The 16,349-nt window shown below is 63.5% G+C and carries 13 protein-coding genes; 5 read left to right on the top strand and 8 right to left on the bottom strand.

What is annotated here, in order from left to right; translation table 11 throughout:
• Positions 1–6 precede the first annotated feature (6 nt).
• Positions 7–396, bottom strand: coding sequence for a winged helix-turn-helix transcriptional regulator (locus tag ABC969_RS03010; protein ID WP_345862865.1), 390 nt, complete (start codon positions 394–396; stop codon positions 7–9).
• Positions 397–510: 114 nt separating this feature from the next.
• On the opposite strand from ABC969_RS03010, the gene ABC969_RS03005 reads away from it, so the two are divergent.
• Complete coding sequence (locus ABC969_RS03005) at positions 511–1,257, top strand: SDR family oxidoreductase (RefSeq protein WP_345862863.1); 747 nt, start codon at positions 511–513, stop codon at positions 1,255–1,257.
• Positions 1,258–1,298: 41 nt separating this feature from the next.
• Here ABC969_RS03005 and ABC969_RS03000 read toward each other — a convergent pair whose 3' ends face one another.
• Entirely contained in the window at positions 1,299–2,426 is a 1,128-nt protein-coding gene (locus tag ABC969_RS03000; protein WP_345862861.1) for a zinc-binding dehydrogenase, read from the bottom strand.
• Positions 2,427–2,752: 326 nt separating this feature from the next.
• Here ABC969_RS03000 and ABC969_RS02995 point away from each other — a divergent pair, with 326 nt between their 5' ends.
• The gene (locus ABC969_RS02995) at positions 2,753–3,025 is read left to right on the top strand and encodes a hypothetical protein (RefSeq protein WP_345862860.1); all 273 of its coding nucleotides are present in this window, start codon (positions 2,753–2,755) and stop codon (positions 3,023–3,025) included.
• Positions 3,026–3,121: 96 nt separating this feature from the next.
• Positions 3,122–5,857, top strand: a complete 2,736-nt coding sequence (secA, locus tag ABC969_RS02990; RefSeq protein ID WP_345863796.1) for a preprotein translocase subunit SecA — start codon at positions 3,122–3,124, stop codon at positions 5,855–5,857.
• A gap of 138 nt (positions 5,858–5,995) precedes the next feature.
• On the opposite strand, the gene ABC969_RS02985 is transcribed toward secA, so the two are convergent.
• Positions 5,996–6,490 (bottom strand): hypothetical protein, encoded by a 495-nt coding sequence (locus tag ABC969_RS02985; protein WP_345862859.1) that lies wholly within the window; start codon positions 6,488–6,490, stop codon positions 5,996–5,998.
• A 354-nt stretch (positions 6,491–6,844) separates the two neighbouring features.
• Between ABC969_RS02985 and ABC969_RS02980 the strand changes: the two genes are divergently transcribed.
• A complete protein-coding gene (locus tag ABC969_RS02980; protein WP_345862858.1) occupies positions 6,845–7,021 on the top strand; it encodes a hypothetical protein in 177 nt (58 codons plus the stop codon).
• Positions 7,022–7,154: 133 nt separating this feature from the next.
• Here the strand turns inward: ABC969_RS02980 and ABC969_RS02975 are convergent, their stop codons facing one another.
• Positions 7,155–7,754, bottom strand: a complete 600-nt coding sequence (locus tag ABC969_RS02975) for a CC0125/CC1285 family lipoprotein (RefSeq protein WP_345862856.1) — start codon at positions 7,752–7,754, stop codon at positions 7,155–7,157.
• 211 nt (positions 7,755–7,965) lie between these two features.
• Between ABC969_RS02975 and ABC969_RS02970 the strand changes: the two genes are divergently transcribed.
• Positions 7,966–9,264, top strand: a complete 1,299-nt coding sequence (locus ABC969_RS02970) for a glycoside hydrolase family 130 protein (RefSeq protein ID WP_345862854.1) — start codon at positions 7,966–7,968, stop codon at positions 9,262–9,264.
• A gap of 8 nt (positions 9,265–9,272) precedes the next feature.
• Here the strand turns inward: ABC969_RS02970 and ABC969_RS02965 are convergent, their stop codons facing one another.
• The 4 genes from ABC969_RS02965 to ABC969_RS02950 all read right to left on the bottom strand — a co-directional run bounded on the left by ABC969_RS02965 (position 9,273) and on the right by ABC969_RS02950 (position 15,796).
• The gene (locus ABC969_RS02965; protein WP_345862852.1) at positions 9,273–10,751 is read right to left on the bottom strand and encodes a tryptophan halogenase family protein; all 1,479 of its coding nucleotides are present in this window, start codon (positions 10,749–10,751) and stop codon (positions 9,273–9,275) included.
• 13 nt (positions 10,752–10,764) lie between these two features.
• On the bottom strand, positions 10,765–11,796 hold the full coding sequence (locus ABC969_RS02960; protein ID WP_345862851.1) for a cupin-like domain-containing protein: 1,032 nt from the start codon (positions 11,794–11,796) through the stop codon (positions 10,765–10,767).
• Between the two features lie 5 nt (positions 11,797–11,801).
• Positions 11,802–12,521, bottom strand: a complete 720-nt coding sequence (locus ABC969_RS02955; RefSeq protein ID WP_345862850.1) for a SapC family protein — start codon at positions 12,519–12,521, stop codon at positions 11,802–11,804.
• 128 nt (positions 12,522–12,649) lie between these two features.
• The gene (locus ABC969_RS02950) at positions 12,650–15,796 is read right to left on the bottom strand and encodes a TonB-dependent receptor (protein WP_345862849.1); all 3,147 of its coding nucleotides are present in this window, start codon (positions 15,794–15,796) and stop codon (positions 12,650–12,652) included.
• Positions 15,797–16,349: the final 553 nt, after the last annotated feature.

Raw genomic sequence — 16,349 nt, 5'->3', positions numbered from 1 at the left:
AAATGCTCAGCAGGGCACGCGTGCATCGAAGGCGGCGCGCGCCGCCTCGATCCGCTCGATATTGGCCTCGGCCCAGGTCCAGACGCCGCAAAACGCCCCGGCGAGCGTGTAGCCGAGATCGGTCAGGCGGTATTCCACCTTGGGCGGCACGACAGGATGGACGGTGCGGATGATCAGCCCGTCGCGTTCCATCGCGCGCACCGTCTGCGTCAGCATCTTCTGGCTGATCTTGCCGGTCAGCCGCCCGAGTTGCGTAAAGCGCACTTCGCCATGCTCAACCAGCACTTCGAGCACCAGCATCGTCCATTTATCAGCCACGCGCCCGATCACATCAGTCACCAGCGCATCGACCCGGGGATCGGCTTGTGGATAGCTCTGGAATGCAACGGCGGTCATTGGTTTCCCTGCGGTAACTACTGAACTTTTGGGTGCCTACTTTCGATGGGTAAGTGCCACGCTATATCACGCGTACTGCCCGAGCAACGCGGCAGATCTGATAGGACACGAACGATGAACATCAGCGGCAATACCATTCTCATCACCGGCGGCGGCACCGGCATCGGCCGCGCTTTGGCCGAAGCGCTGCAGGCGGAAGGCAACACGATCATTGTCACCGGCCGGCGCGAAGGCCTGCTCAAGGAGGTCGTCGCCGCTAATCCGGGCATGGCCTATGCCGTCCTTGACGTCAGCGATGCGCAGGCGATCACCGCTTTCGCCGCACAGGTGATGACGGAGCACCCCGCGCTCAACGTGGTGATCAATAATGCCGGGGTCATGGTGGCGGAGGATCTGCTCGCCGAGCCGTTCGATCTGGCCGTGGCCGAGGGGATGATCACCACCAATCTGCTCGGCCCGATCCGGCTCACCGCAGCGCTGCTGCCGCATCTGCGCCAGCAGCCGCGCGCCACGGTGATGATGGTATCGTCGGGGCTCGCCTTCGTGCCGCTGACCGCCACGCCGACCTATAGCGCGACCAAGGCGGCGATCCATTCCTACAGCCAGTCGCTGCGCCACCAATTGCGCGATACGAACATCGATGTGATCGAAATTTCGCCGCCTGCGGTGGCGACCGATCTGATGCCCGGCCATGCCGAGAACCCGCAATCGATGCCACTGGACGCCTATATCGCCGAGACCGTCTCCGTTCTGAAGGCCCATCCGACGGGCCCGGAAAACGGCGTGGAACGCGTGCAGTTCCTGCGGCGTGCGGAAGCCAGCGGCACGTATGACGAAGTGTTCACAATGCTGAACGGGTGAGCCTTCACTCCCCTCCCTTGCAGGGAGGGGAGCAGCAAGCTTCACCCCTGCGGCGTGATCAGGTACTTCGCCCCCGTCGCGCGCCGATTATACGCCGCGATCGTCGCCGGTTCGATCGCCTGTTGCAGCGTGATGCGGCTGGTATAGGCGCTGGCGAACGTCGTTTTGAGTTCGCGCGCCACGCGGTCGCGCAGCTTGGTCGTCTCTTCCTGGCCGACGCGCTGGAGGAAATAGGTCAGCAGATAACCGCCGATACCCCATGACATGCCAAAGCCGCGGTTGAGCTCGGTCGGCGCGGTGTTGAGCCCGCCATACAGATACACCTGCTTGTACTGCGTGGAGCCATAAGGGCCATTGGCCTTCTGCGTCTTCAGCGCGGCGGCTTCCATCGCGGTCAGGATCTGCCCGGCCAGCCGCCCGCCGCCGATCGCATCGAAGGCGAGGAACGCCTGCGTCTCGGCGATCGCCTCGGTCAGCGCCTTCATGAAATCGGGCTGCGACGAATCGACGACATATTTGGCGCCGAGCGACTGCAGCAACGCCACCTGCTCCGCGCTGCGCACGATATTGACCAGTTCGACGCCCTCGGCGAGGCAAAGCTTGACCAGCATCTGCCCGAGATTGGAGGCGGCGGCGGTGTGGATCAGCGCCTTATACCCATCCAGCCGCATCGTGCCGATCATCGACAAGGCGGTCAGCGGATTGACGAACGACGAGGCGCCTTCCTCGGCGGAGGTGCCTTCGGGCACGATCATGCAGGCGACCGCCTTGGCAGTGCGATAGGTGGCGTACATGCCGCCCCCGGCCAGCGCGACGGTCTTGCCGAGCAAGGCCTGCGCGGCGGGCGACGCGCCCGCTGCGACGACCAGCCCCGCGCCTTCATTGCCGATCGGGATCGAGATGCCTTGGCGCGCGGCGACGTGGCGGCGCATCGCCTCGGGAATGACCGCCGAGGCGGCGTTATCGCCCGCTTCGAACGCGTCGCTGTCGGCGACCGTCAGCATCACGCCGAGATCGGAGGGGTTGATCGGCGCCGCGTCGACGCGGATCAGCACCTCGTCATCGCCGGGCGCTGTGACGGGCACGGTGCGTAGCGCAAGCTCGAGCCGACCGTCGTCGGTGACGGTGGAGAAAAGCTGTTTCGCCTGCGTGGGGATCGTGTCGGTCATGTCCTGCTCCATCTGTGCCTGCTTACGGGCGGTGTGTGCGATGCGTATCGGCAGGGGCCGGATTTGGCTAGTGGGTTGCGATGTGCAACCATTAAGCCCCCGACACCCCGGACTTGGTCCGGGTCCACTGGGCCGGACGCACCGCGTTTATCGCTCCACGGCAGCAGAAGCGGCTTGGTAGACCCCGGACCAAGTCCGGGGTGACGATCTGGTGAGGCAACCCAATGACGCATGTCGATTGCCCCTAGGCGAAGCCGCGGGCAGCTTCTATGTCCGGCGGGTCCGTGTTCAGCCTTGGGCAACACGGCGTCGTCATAAGGTCAAACGTGCAACTGTTACTGTTCCTCTCCGCCATGCTGAGCGCGCTGACCGGCGCGATCTCGGGCGTGCGCGTGGCCGAGGCGCAGTTTCAGCAGCGCGCGACGCTGGCGCCGAGCGCGGTCGCCAGTGCGGCGCGCGTCGCGGTGCAGCGGTTGCGCGCGTGGCTGAGCCTCGCCGCACGACCGACGATGACCGTCCAAGCTGCAGCGCCGATCGGCGCCACGCGCTGGGCTCTGGCCGCGCCGGCGCCGCTCTATCTGAGCCGCTTGCGCCGGTAAGCGCCCGAGCGACGCCGTCCGGCGCGCTCCCCCATGTCGATCTTTCCGTCGCCGTGCCCTGCGCGCGCGCCCCATCTGAACGTACAGGAATTCTCCATGCTCGGCGGCTTTGCCAAATCGCTCTTCGGATCGTCCAACGATCGCTATGTCAAATCGCTTGGCACCATCGTCAACAAGATCGGGTCGTTCGAGCCCGCCGTCTCCGCCATGTCGGACGAGGAACTGGCCGATCAGACGGTGAAGTTCCGTGCCCGCCTCGCCGATGGCGCCAAGCTCGATGATCTGCTCCCCGAAGCCTTCGCCACGGTGCGCGAGGCGGCCAAGCGCGTGCTCGGGCAGCGCCATTATGACGTGCAGCTGGTCGGCGGCATCGTGCTTCATCGCGGCGAGATCGCCGAGATGCGCACCGGCGAAGGCAAGACGCTCGTCGCGACGCTGGCCACCTATCTCAACGCGCTGCCCGGCGACGGCGTCCACGTGATCACCGTCAACGATTATCTCGCCGCGCGCGATGCCGAGTGGATGGGCCAGGTGTATAATTTCCTGGGGCTCACCACGGGCACGATCGTGCCCAATCTAACCGATCAGCAGCGCCGCGAAGCTTATGCCGCGGACATCACCTACGGCACGAACAACGAATTCGGCTTCGATTATCTGCGCGACAACATGAAGTATGAGCGCAGCTCGATGGTCCAGCGTCCGTTCGCCATGGCGATCGTCGACGAGGTCGATTCGGTGCTGATCGATGAAGCGCGGACCCCGCTGATCATCTCCGGCCCGACCGATGACAAATCCGATCTGTATCGCTCGGTCGATCTGGTCGTGAAGCGGCTCGATCCGGGTGATTACGAGAAGGACGAAAAGCAGAAGACGATCATCCTGACCGAGGATGGCACCGAAAAGGTCGAGCGCATGCTCGAGGATGCCGGGCTGTTGCAGGGCGACAATCTGTACGATTTCGAAAACACGCAGGTCGTGCATCATCTCAATCAGGCGCTGCGCGCGATCGTGATGTTCAAGCGCGATACCGATTATATCGTCAAGGACGGCAAGGTCATCATCATCGATGAATTCACCGGCCGCATGATGGATGGCCGGCGCTGGTCGGATGGCCTGCACCAGGCGGTCGAGGCCAAGGAAGGCGTCGAGATCGAGCCCGAGAACCAGACGATGGCCTCGATCACCTTCCAGAACTATTTCCGCATGTATCCCAAGCTCGCCGGCATGACCGGCACGGCGGCGACCGAGGCGGCGGAATTCTACGACATCTACAAGATGAACGTGGTGACCATCCCGACCAATGTCGACATCAAGCGCGTCGACGAGGAAGACGAATTCTACAAGGATACGGCGGACAAGTTCGCTGCCATCGCCAAGAAGATCAAGCATCACGCCGATCTCGGCCAGCCCGTGCTGGTCGGCACCGTGTCGATCGAAAAGTCCGAACTGCTCAGCGAATTCCTCGTCAAGGAAGGCGTCGAGCATAAGGTGCTGAACGCGCGCTTCCACGAGATGGAGGCGCATATCGTGGCGCAGGCCGGGCGCAAATCGGCGGTGACCATCGCCACCAATATGGCCGGGCGCGGCACCGACATCCAGCTTGGCGGCAATCTCGAATTCATGGTCGAGGACGAGCTCGCCGACATGCCCGAGGGGCCCGAGCGCGATGCCGCGATCGCGCGCATCAAGGCGCAGATCGCCGCCGAAAAGGCCGCCGTGTTGGCGGCCGGCGGCCTGTTCGTGCTGGGCACCGAGCGGCATGAAAGCCGCCGCATCGATAATCAGCTGCGCGGCCGCGCCGGGCGCCAGGGCGATCCCGGCCTGTCGCGTTTCTATCTCAGTCTCGATGACGATCTGTTGCGCATCTTCGGGCCGGACACGTTGTTCGCCAAGATGATGCGCAACAATATCGGCGATGGCGAGGCGATCGGCAGCAAGTGGCTGTCCAAGGCCATTGAGACCGCGCAGCGCAAGGTCGAGGCGCGCAATTATGACGTGCGCAAGCAGGTCGTCGAATATGACGACGTGATGAACGATCAGCGCAAGGTGGTGTACGAGCAGCGCAGCGACATCATGGATGCCGAGACAGTCGGCGATGTGGTGCACGATATGCGCAGCGAGACGGTCAACGCCATCGTCGGCGCGGCCTGCCCGCCCAATTCTTATCCCGAACAATGGGATATCGAGGGCCTCAAGGATAAGCTGCTGGCCACGCTGGCGGTGGATGCGCCGATCGAGGAGTGGGTGAAGGAAGACGCGGTCGATCCCGAGCTGGTCGAGGAGCGCGTGCGCGAACTGGCCGATGCGCAGGTCGGCGAGAAGGCGGCGCAATTGGAGCCGGACGTGTGGATTTCGGTCGAGAAATCGATCCTGCTGCAGAATCTCGATCATCACTGGAAGGAGCATCTCGCCACGCTCGATGCGCTGCGCCAGGTCGTCCATCTGCGCGCTTATGCCCAGAAAACGCCGATCAACGAGTATAAGCAGGAAGCCTTCTCGCTGTTCGAACGGATGCTCGACAATATCCGCGAGGACGTCACGCGCACCATCGCTTATGCCGAGTTCCGCGCGACCGAGCAGCCGGCTTTGCCCGATCTGCCCGATTTCATCACCACGCATTTCGATCCGTTCACCGGGCTCGACGACAGCAACGATGTGGATGCCGGCTCGCTGGGGCTGATCCAGACGCGGCTGCCGCCGCTATCGATCCCGCAGCCCGATGGCAGCAATATCGGCGAGGATCCGGCCGACTGGGCCGGCGTGGTCAGCCGCAATGCGCCGTGCCCGTGCGGCTCGGGGAACAAGTACAAGCATTGCCACGGCGCGGTTTGAGCTGCGGCTCACGTCTCCCATTCCCGCTTGGCCGGGAATGGGGCTCCGTTATGCTGCGTCCTTTGAGTTGAGAATTTATCGGAGACATCTGGCTGGGGTACGGTCGCGCGGTATGAGCTTGGTCCACGCTCCGCCGAACTAATGCTTGCGTAACCGGCCCCATAACCAGCGCCAAAAGCGCGCTTCGGCCAACATCAGCTTGACGAGCAAGGGTGGGATACCGTGCCGCTCCAACTGCGTCGGGTCTGGTGTTGCGCTAAACGTCACACGCATGACGGCGACGAGAGCGATCCCTTCAAAAGCTACCAACACGACAATGGCGACGTCTCGTAACCAGCGCCACTGATTGACGATCGCTTGAGCGGAGGCTGGAACGACCTGAGCTGTAATCCAAATCCCACCGCAGACCATCGCCAATGTTCTTAACGCGAGCACGCGGGGCGCCATGGTCCGGTAGCAAATGCCATACAGTAGAGGTGCAAAAACGCACCAGTCGAACAGAGTCGTGAACTCACCGAGTCGTGGCTTGTCTGACCATGAGTGTGTGGCGCGAAAGCCCAGTGAAGCACTGAGCAAAATGGGAAGCAAAAGATAGAACCAATGGACCCGCGCCAATCTCAAAGTGGCGTGCATTATAAAATACCCACAACGCGACCAATGCCTATTAACATATTTGACCGGTCATAGCCATTAGCGCAGGTACCAAGCTGGAGTATCGATGCCGCGCGGGAAAAAGTGGAGAATTAATCGTGCATCATTGCCCGGAGGCAAATTGATGAACAATTCATACTATAATCCCGAGCCCTACATTCCTGCCTCCTTGAGCGAGATATATGAACTCCTTGCCTCTCTCGTGGCCGAAGCTCCTACCTTCGTTGATCAATCAGGCTTTTCCCCACGCAAGATATTGAATCACGCTTTCACCAACTGACCGAAGGCTTCGGTAAGGTCCGCAAAAAGCTCGGCGAGGAGCGGTACGCTGCGCTGATGGACCTGGCGAGGCGTGCCAAGACGCTTTTTGCCGAAGACCCCGCCGACGATAATGGGAAGACCAACCAAGGGATCGCTTTGCTGTACGAGATCGAGGACATCATCCAGTCCGTCCGGTCCAGGCGCGTGCAGGCAAAGGAAACTGACGAAGATGGCGAGGTCAGTGGCGACTGAGGGACGGCTCGTTGCGTCCGGAGCCCCTGCAGTGAGTTCGGGGTGCGCTCGCGCGGGTGACGAGCCGTGGATACGAAAAGGCCTCCCCGCCATGCGGCAGGGAGGCCTTCCGATTGTCGCAAAGGCGGAGCCGTTACTTCGGCACCACGACGCTCGGCCCGATGCTGTCGACCACCGCGCGGGCGTCGAAGGCGCGGATGTTGTCCTTGGGCTTGGGGCCCTTGCCGAGCACGATCTCGGCATTGGCCTCGAACTTGTCGATCGTGCGGATGTCGACGCCGCTATCCCAGAACGGGTCGCCGCCAAAGCCATTCCACGAGCGCCAGCCGAAGCCACGGCCGCGATAGCGCCAGCTCGGGCCCCAGCCGCCAAAGCCACCGAACCCGCCATAGCCAAAGCCGCCATAACCGCCGATGCCCGGCGTGCTATAGGTGCGCGTGCGCAGATCGGTATCCTTGTCGACCAGGATGAAATTGTCATAGCCGCGCGACAGCGTCAGCTCGGCCGCGCGGAACAGCAGATAGCGCTCGACCGTGTCGCGCGACGTATAGCTGTTGCCGGCAAAGCTCACGAGGTAGCGGTTGGGCTCGATCTGGCGATCGCTATAACCAGTGCGGGCAAAGCCCGATCCGGTCGCCGGGCGGTAGGCGGTCTCCGTCGCGCAGGCACCGAGCGCCAGCGTGCCCGTGGCGGCAAGCAGCGCCCCGGCGAATTTCAATTTGGACTGCAACATGGCTTTCTCCGAGGGCGGCAGGCCGTGGCGACCGCCGGTATCCATTATGAGAGGGCAACGAACGATGGGGCACAAGTGTCCGTGAGAGACTCCGGCCTTATCAGCTATTAGGGATGAACAATGGCTGACGAACCGTTGCCTGGCTGCGACGGGTCGCGACGGACTGCGTTGGCTCGGGCAGCCGCAAACGGCATTGTCGAAAGGGACTGGCGTGCGCGGTGCGGACATAAAGACGTATAGCGATATCCTGCTCCGCCCCGATCCCGCGCGCACCGTCATCCGGCCATTCGCGCCCGAAGATCCGATCGGCTTCGTCGTGCCCGGCCATCCCCGCGCGGGGCGGATCGTGGCGCGCGTGCTGGGCATGACTGGCGAGCAACTCGCACGCGATCGCCGCCGGGCGACCGATTCGCTCGACGAACGCCACCGCGATGTGGATGCCGTGCTGATGCGGCGCTTCGAGCAGGTAGCCAAGCAACTGGCGCTGGATCCGCTGGCGATCGACAGACCGCGGGCGTTGCTGATCGGGGCCTATTTTTGCGCCGAATACTCGTTCGAGGCGGCCGCTTTGTTCAATCCCAGCATCGTGCCGCATCCCGATCAATCGGGCCTGGCCGATGGCGCGCTGCGCTTCATCCTGTCGCTGCGGGGGATCGGCGAAGGGCATGTCTCGTCGGTTACTTTCCGCACCGGCACGTGGCGACCGGGCCGGATGCCCAATATGGATCCGGTCAGCCCGACCGCGGTGTCGCCGATCATCGAGCAGCGCGGCGACGATGGCGGCGCGACCACGATCCGGATCGATTGCGGCGGCAGCCGCGACGTCTCCGAATCCGTGCTGTTCCCGATCACGCCGAGCCAGCAGCAGGGCATCGAGGACCTGCGGCTGGTGCAATTCACCGAACAGGACGGCACGCAATGCTATTACGGCACGTATACCGCGTTCAGCGGTGCGGCCGCGCGATCGGAACTGTTGTCGTCGAGCGACTTTCGCAGCTTCGAGATGCGCGCGCTGCACGGCGATGCCACGCGGGGTAAGGGCATGGCGTTGTTCCCGCGCCGTGTGAACGGGCGTTACGCGATGCTCGGGCGGCACGATAACGAGAATATCTGGCTGCTCGAATCCGACGATCTGTACACCTGGAACGCCGGCCGGCGCATCGTGATGCCGTATTACCCGTGGGAATTCGTCCAGCTGGGCAATTGCGGATCGCCGATCGAGATCGAAGAAGGCTGGCTGGTGCTGACGCATGGCGTTGGCACGGTGCGTAATTACTGCATCGGCGCGTGCCTGCTCGATCGCGATGATCCATCCAGGGTGCTCGCGCGCACGCCGCTGCCGCTGATTCATCCCAGCGCCAAGGAACGCGACGGTTATGTGCCCAACGTCGTCTATAGCTGCGGCGCGCTGGTGCGGGAACGGACGCTGCTGCTGCCGTACGGCGTGGCGGATGATTTCGCGACCTTCGCGACCGTCGGGCTCGACGATCTGCTCGCCGTGATGGCGTGATCCTGCGCTCAGGCAAGCGCGAGCGAATCGACGAACTGCTGATGCGACGGCAGCGTGGCGACGCGCGCGGCGATCCCGCCCGAGAGATTGCGCAAGGCCTCGGCCAGTTGCGTCGGCGGCATCAGCCGCGCCATCTGGTGGTGACGGTCTGGCGTAAGACCCTGACCAAGCATCACCTGTAACCACGAACTGACGCGGAACAGTTCCTCCGCCCCCTGATAGGCCTGTGCCTCCTCCTTGAACAACGCCAGGCGCGCGGCCAGCGAATCCGGAATGCTCATCTCGCGACACTGGCGCCAGAACGGCTCGTCGCGCGCGTTGAGATGATAATGCAGGATGACGAAATCGCGCACGCCTTCCAGTTCGCGCTGCGCCATGTCGTTGAACCGCGCCGCCACCGCCGCCGTCGCGCCGCCGAAGGGAAACAGCTGCACCAGCCGGGTGAGCGCGATCATCATCAGATGGATGCTGGTCGATTCGAGCGGCTCGATAAAGCCCGAGGACAGGCTGAGCGCGATGCAGTTCTTCTCCCACGCGCGCTTGCGGCGGCCCGTGGTGAAGCGGAGCGGCCGCGGCTCGATCAGCGTTTCGCCCTCGACCGATCCCAGCAGCAGCGCGCGCGCCGCATCGTCGCTAAGATGCTCGGCGGCATAGACGATGCCGTTGCCGACGCGGTGCTGCAGCGGGATGCGCCATTGCCAGCCCGCCTCATGCGCGATCGCGCGGGTGTAGGGCAAGGCAGGGCCGACGGCGGCAGTCTGCACCGCCAGCGCACGGTTCATCGGCAGCCAGTGGCTCCAATCCTCATAACCGATGCCCAATGTCTCGCCGATCAGCAAGCCGCGGAACCCGGTGCAATCGAGGAACAGATCGCCCTCGACGCGCTCCCCCGATTCGAGCACCAGCGCCGTCAGATCGCCGCTCTCGCCATCCTGTTCGACCCGCGCGATACGCCCCTCGACGCGCCGCAGCCCCGCCGCCTCGCAACGTGCGCGCAGATAGCGCGCATAACGGCCGGCATCGAAATGATAGGCGTAATTGAGCTGCGCGTCGGCGCCGGTGGCGAATCTTCCCGCTTCCGCCGCTTGCGCCTCATAGCAATAATCCCCGAGCGACCCGGCATTGCCATCGGCGCGCGCGGCCAGCCAGAAATGTTGGAAATCGCCCATCCAGGTCGATTTGCCGACATCGCCGAACGAGTGGAGATAGCGCGAACCCGGGCGGGTCCAGCCTTCGAAGGCAATGCCGAGCTTGAACGTGGCGCCGGTCGCGCGGACGAATTCTTCCTCGTCGAGCCCCAGCAGGGCATGGAAGCCGCGGATCGTGGGGATCGTCGCCTCGCCCACGCCGACCGTGCCGATCTCTTCGGATTCCACCAGCGTGACATCGATCAGCGGCCCCAATTGGCGAGTCAGCAATGCTGCGGCCAGCCAGCCGGCAGTGCCGCCACCGGCGATTACCACGCGCGTCTTGGGGGAGGGGTTCATCGAACGTCCTTCGTCAGCGGTTGAGCCGTTGTAACAAGGTGGCGCGCAGCCGGCGTGCCGCGGTGGCCTCCAGCGGGGCCAGCGCGCCGCGGGCAGGGGCGGGCAGATGCGCGCCGGCGCGCGCGGCATCGCCGAACACGTAATAGTCGAACAGCGCCTGCCATCCCGCTTTCTCGTGCGGCGGGCGGTCGCGCAGGCTGAGCAGGCCGTGCAGCAGCGTGTTCTGCGGCGTGTCCATGAAGCGTGGCGATGTGTTCCACCAGTAATTGATCATCGCGTTGAACGGATCGAGCGCCTCGACCCGATGCCACCACAAAGCGGGATAGATCAGCGCATCGCCGGGCTCCATCTCCGCCACTTCGGCCACCGCGCACGCATCGGCGAAGCCCGGATGGCGTGCCAGATCGGGTGCGTCGAAATCGACCATCGAGATGACCTGGCCGGCGGGTGTCGGATCCAGCGGGCCGGGATACAGATTGGCGACCTGATCGGGCGGGAACAAGGTGAAGCGGCGGCGCCCGACCAGCGTGACCGCGATGTTGTTCGACATGTCATAATGCGCCGCCGCCGTCGTCCGGTTGCCGATCCAGATGCTGACCAGCGGGGGATGCTCCACCAGTTCGGCATCCCCGAACGGCAGCGCGGCCAGCGCCCTCAGGCCCGGCAGATACTGATCTATATCGGTGGAGCCGATATAGATGGCGGGCGCGGCGGGATCGTCCAGCCCGGCGAGCAGCTGATCGAGATAGGCCGAGAGCGATCCGCGCTCCCGGCTGAAATTGAGCGCGGTGCCATCCGCCGTGTAGCCGAACCGGCCGCCGATGGCGGGATCGCCGATATAGGCGGTGACCGGGCGGCCGCCATCGAACTGCTTGAGCCAGGCGATGGCGGCACCGGCACCTTGCCGGCCGGCGACGACCAGCGGCACATCGCGCGCGATGCCGCGCAGGACCGTCGGGCGGCCTTCGGCGATCAGCTCGGCGACGGGCAAGGTACGCGCGTCCGCTGCCTCGATCACGCGCGTGCGGCGGGTGATGGCGGTCATCGCGCTCAGCCGCCCGTGCCTGGCTGTTGCTGCTTGCGGGCAATCAGCTGCTGGACGTTGCCGAGCGACGCCGCGGCGAGGGTGGCAAGCCGGAGGATGCCTGAGCGATGCAGCCGTTCGAGCGGTTCGCCGGTCAGTGCGGCGAGCCGTTCGATGTCCACCACGAGCACGTCGGGCACGGTGTAGCGGCGTTCCTCGCTGACATCGATGGTGAGCGTAACCGGGGCCAGCAAGCCGGCGTCGTCGAGCGCGGCATAAGCGGGCGGCGCGTTTTCCATTCCCTCGTACAGCAGCCGCAGTACGCCGGTGATACGGTCGAGATAGGGCGTATTCCCGCCATGTTCGAGGAACAGCGGCAGGCCGGCGTCATCGCCGACGCGGGGATCGTCGAAATCGACCTGCAGCATCGGCTGGCCAACGTCGGCGCCGGCGGGGCGTACCATCCCGATCGAGAAGGGGCCGCGCTGGTGGCTGGCGGGCACGTAGCGGCTCGTCCAGTGGGCGTCCGCCAGGAACAGGTTTTCGTCGCGGTCCAGGCCGAGCAAGGCATAGGCTTGCAGGCCCTCCTCACGGCGACGGAAGATGATGGCGAATTCGCGCTGCACCTCCTCGAATTCGGCCGGAAACACTAACGCTTGATTGGCGGCGTCGCCGAACGCCGCGCCTGCCCGCGCGCTGACGCGCAGATCGGCGTGGTCGATATTGTTGATCTGTACGGGGTTCATCCGCTCCGGTCCTGTTGATGCATCAGGTCTATCAGCCCGCCATCGACGGACAAAGAAAAAGCCGCCGCAATGCGCGGCGGCTTTTCGATAATCCGGGGGCGGGGCATCGGCCCGCCCCCCGATCGGGATCAGAAGCGGTAGCGCGCGCCAAGGTAGAAGCGTGGCTTGAGCTCCTGCACAAAGACCAGATTGGTCTCGGTGCGGGCATATTGGCGGAACGCTTCGCTCGTCAAATTGACCGCTTCCAGCGATACCGACATGTTCTGCGTGACGTCGTAGCTAATGCTGGCATCCAGCGTGCCGAACGCCGCGGTGAACAGCGGGTTGCGGTTGTCGCCCTGGTTGGTAGCGGCGAGATATTTGTCGCGCCAATTGTACGAGACGCGGGCCGAAAGACCATTCTTTTCGTAGATGCCGGTCAAGTTGGCGCTGTCGCCCAGGCCGGTCAACGCAAAGATGTTGACGTTCGGACTAGCGTAGGGATCGACGTTCACGTCGCCGCTGACCTTGGTGTACGAGGCAGCGAAGCCAAAGCCCGACTGACCGAAGAAGTTGGTCCAGGCGATTTCGAAGCCGTGGATGTTGGCCTCACGATTGTTGATCGGTTCGCTGATAGCGAAATTGACCAGCGGATCGTTGGAATCGCCCACGAGGTTCACGGCAAGCGCGAGGTCGTTATAAAACGTCCCGTTGAACTGCCCCGTGGCAGGGTTGAACGCGTTCTGGAACGCCGCGGTTGCCGCCGCCTGGTTGCCGCCATTCTGTTGCAACAACGCGGAGTAGGCGAACAGATTTTCATCGGTCGTGGCGATATTGTTGGTCCGCAGATAGGCAAGCGCCGTGCCGGACCGCGACCCCGCCGCGCCCGAGCCTGGATCGCGCAACCCGAACAGGTTGCCGTTGGTGACCTGATTGCCGACGAAGTTACGCACGTCCTTGTTGAAGAAGCCGACCGACACGAAGCTGGTGGGCTTGTAGTACCACTCGACGGACACGTCGAAATTGTCCGACACCAACGGCAGCAGCGCCGGATTCTGCCGGGTTGCGGGGGCCGTCCCCGAGCCCAGCGCGGTCGGGCGGTTCGGCGCATTGGCCGCAACGGAGGCGAACAGATTGCCATAATCCGCACGCGCCAGCGTCCGGCTGAACGATGTACGCGCCACCAGATTGTCGACCACTTCGACGTTGAAATCGAGCGATGGCAGAAGATTGTCATATTTCGACTTCACGGTCACCGCGCCACCGGCCGGGCCGCCGAGGACGGCAAAGTCATTGTCCGATTGCCATTCCAGCGCGACCGGGATCGACTGAAGCGCGACCGAATTGACCCTGGTCTGCTCGTAGCGCACGCCGATCAGAGCGTTGGCGCGACGGCCAGCGATTTCGCCGCCCCAGGCCAGCTGACCATAGAGCGCCCAGGTCTTCTCGCCGACCGTGTCATCCGACGAACCCTGGAGTCGCCGTTCGCGTCCTGTCACGGGCTCATAATAGGGCGAGAAGATGTTAAGCAGGTCGACCGCATCCGCCCGGAACGCGACCAGCGCCGACCCCGTCGAGTTCGGATTATATTTATCGAACTTGCAGGTCATGCAGAACGTGCTGACGAGATCGCCCGCAAGCTGGTTGACGATACCGGTGTCGGTGATGCCCCAGTCACCCAGCAGCTGCTGGGTGTTGGAACTGGCCGAGCGGGTCTTCGCATCGATATAGTTGCCGCCGAACACGAAACGGCTCTCGTTGCCCAGGTCCCAACCCAGTTCGGCGCCGTACTGATTGATCCTAGACTCCTGCTGCGAGGTTATCTCGCGTGCGATCTGCGTACCGAGATCGCCGATGTCGAGCAGGTTGTTGCAGTTGCCACCGCGGCCACCGTTGGTCGCGTTGCAATCGTTCAGTGTTTCCGACTGCTGCGGGAAACCGTTGGAGAAATCTACGCGGTGGGTCGCACGGACGGGAGCGCCAATCGAGATCGTCGTGGCCGACGTGCCGTTGGCATTGTCCGGATCGGTGGTCGATTTCGAATGGTTCGCATCGAGCTTCAGCGACAGCGCATCGGTGAAGTTCCACTTCAGATTGCCGCCGACCGAATACAGCTCGGTCTTGGTCGCAAAACGCTGCTGCTCGTAGCCCTTGTCCGCCTGCTTGGCCTCGGCCAGGATGATCGCGGTCTGCATCTGATCGTTGTCGTCGAACGTGACATCGCTGAACGGCCGCTGGAACCAGTTGGTCTGCTCGCTGCGCTCGTCGCTAAGCTTGTTGCGCGCATACAGGCCGTCGATCGTGATCTCGAGCCGGTCGGTTGGCTTGAACTGGATGTTCGCCTGGGCGTTCATCCGCTCGCGGCGGTTCTCAGAGAACTGGTAGCGGCTGTCGTTCGGGATCTGCACGAAGGCGGTGGTGGGGCGGTTCGTGATGTTCGTCGTCGGGGTGATGTACGTGCCCGGGTTCAGGAACGTGGCCGTCGGTATGATGTTCCAATAGTTCGGGTTGGACTGGACCGACGCGGACTCGCGCAATTGATAGCTGCCGAAGATGTTGACGCCGAAAGTTTCATCGGCGTTTTTCCAGTTGATCAGACCCGACAGTTCGGGCGTGATCTTCTTCAGGTCGGCCTCTGCCTTCTCCACCGAGCTATCATACAGCGCCTTGGCGCCGATCGAGCCCGACAGGCCGTCTTCGCGCGCATCCAGCGGCCGGCGAGTGACGACGTTGATCGCGGCGCCGATCCCGCCCGATGGGATGCTGGCGCGGCCGGTCTTGTAGACCTCCAGCGTGGCGACGCCTTCCGACGCGAGGTTCTGGAAGTCGAACGAGCGACCAGTGCCCGTGGCGAAAGCGTTGCCGGTGCTCAGATCGATGTTGGTCGAAGCCAGTTGGCGGCCGTTTAGCGTGACTAGATTGAAGTTGCCGCTGAAGCCCCGAACGGCAACCGTCGAACCTTCGCCGTTGGCGCGGCTGATCGATACGCCGGTGATGCGCTGCAGCGATTCGGCCAGGTTGGTGTCGGGGAATTTGCCGATATCCTCGGCCGAGATGGCATCGACGACGCCGGCCGAATTGCGCTTGATGTCGATCGCGCGGTTAAGGCTGGCGCGGATGCCGGTGACGACAATTTCTTGCTCTTCGGTCGCCGCCTGGGAATCGGCGTCCGCCTGTGCCGCGGTGGCGGGCCCGGTCGATGCGGTTTGCGCCGCGGCGGGCAAAGCAAGCCCCGCGGCAAGCGCAAATCCCGACGTCGAGCGCGCAAGCGCAACGAGCAAATTGGTGGCCTTCATAATGTCCCCTCCTGTTGAATCGCGGTCGTTGCCGTCGGCCGTCACCTCTTTGCGAGATCGAAAACCGTTCCGGTGGTATCGCTATCAAGTTGGCAGTTAATGTCAACGGGACGGGGCCCGCTGTATAAAAATAACGTCGCAATAGTGGCACGGATACAACAGGCACGAGGCAGCTTGCCGGCCTACATTATTGTATACGAAGCTCTTCGCTACTCGCGCAGCAGGTTGCGCGAGCCCCCGGAGGGCCCACTGTCCTTCCCATCCCCCCTGCGCATCGCGATAATGCTGCATTGCAGCTAAAACACTGGTCCGCATGCCTGTCGCTCACAGCGAATACGTCAGTATTACTGATAGATTGCTTGGGTGGAAACGTAAGCGCGCCCACGAGCGGCCACGGCCCACGGCGATCTGTCTTGGCCTGGCCGATCGGCCGACTTGAGCATCTTGATTTTAAAGGCCTATTTTGCAAGTTTCCGGGGCCGTGCCTGCCAGGCGCGCGCTTGCCCGCGGGCTCGTGCAGCAATATGGTAGCGCTATCTGACAACGGATCTCG

This window comes from Sphingomonas qilianensis (genome assembly GCF_039614825.1).
Lineage (GTDB): Bacteria > Pseudomonadota > Alphaproteobacteria > Sphingomonadales > Sphingomonadaceae > Sphingomonas > Sphingomonas qilianensis.
The sequence above is the reverse complement of the archived record's forward strand: the minus strand, read 5'-3'. Positions and strand labels throughout refer to the sequence as shown.

Excerpts from the sequence above, each read along its gene's own strand:
- ABC969_RS03010 (WP_345862865.1), bottom strand. The coding sequence starts at position 396 with ATGACCGCCGTTGCATTCCAGAGCTATCCACAAGCCGATCCCCGGGTC.
- ABC969_RS03005 (WP_345862863.1), top strand. The coding sequence starts at position 511 with ATGAACATCAGCGGCAATACCATTCTCATCACCGGCGGCGGCACCGGC.
- ABC969_RS03000 (WP_345862861.1), bottom strand. The coding sequence starts at position 2,426 with ATGACCGACACGATCCCCACGCAGGCGAAACAGCTTTTCTCCACCGTC.
- secA (WP_345863796.1), top strand. The coding sequence starts at position 3,122 with ATGCTCGGCGGCTTTGCCAAATCGCTCTTCGGATCGTCCAACGATCGC.
- ABC969_RS02985 (WP_345862859.1), bottom strand. The coding sequence starts at position 6,490 with ATGCACGCCACTTTGAGATTGGCGCGGGTCCATTGGTTCTATCTTTTG.
- ABC969_RS02980 (WP_345862858.1), top strand. The coding sequence starts at position 6,845 with ATGGACCTGGCGAGGCGTGCCAAGACGCTTTTTGCCGAAGACCCCGCC.
- ABC969_RS02975 (WP_345862856.1), bottom strand. The coding sequence starts at position 7,754 with ATGTTGCAGTCCAAATTGAAATTCGCCGGGGCGCTGCTTGCCGCCACG.
- ABC969_RS02965 (WP_345862852.1), bottom strand. The coding sequence starts at position 10,751 with ATGAACCCCTCCCCCAAGACGCGCGTGGTAATCGCCGGTGGCGGCACT.
- ABC969_RS02960 (WP_345862851.1), bottom strand. The coding sequence starts at position 11,796 with ATGACCGCCATCACCCGCCGCACGCGCGTGATCGAGGCAGCGGACGCG.
- ABC969_RS02955 (WP_345862850.1), bottom strand. The coding sequence starts at position 12,521 with ATGAACCCCGTACAGATCAACAATATCGACCACGCCGATCTGCGCGTC.
- ABC969_RS02950 (WP_345862849.1), bottom strand. The coding sequence starts at position 15,796 with ATGAAGGCCACCAATTTGCTCGTTGCGCTTGCGCGCTCGACGTCGGGA.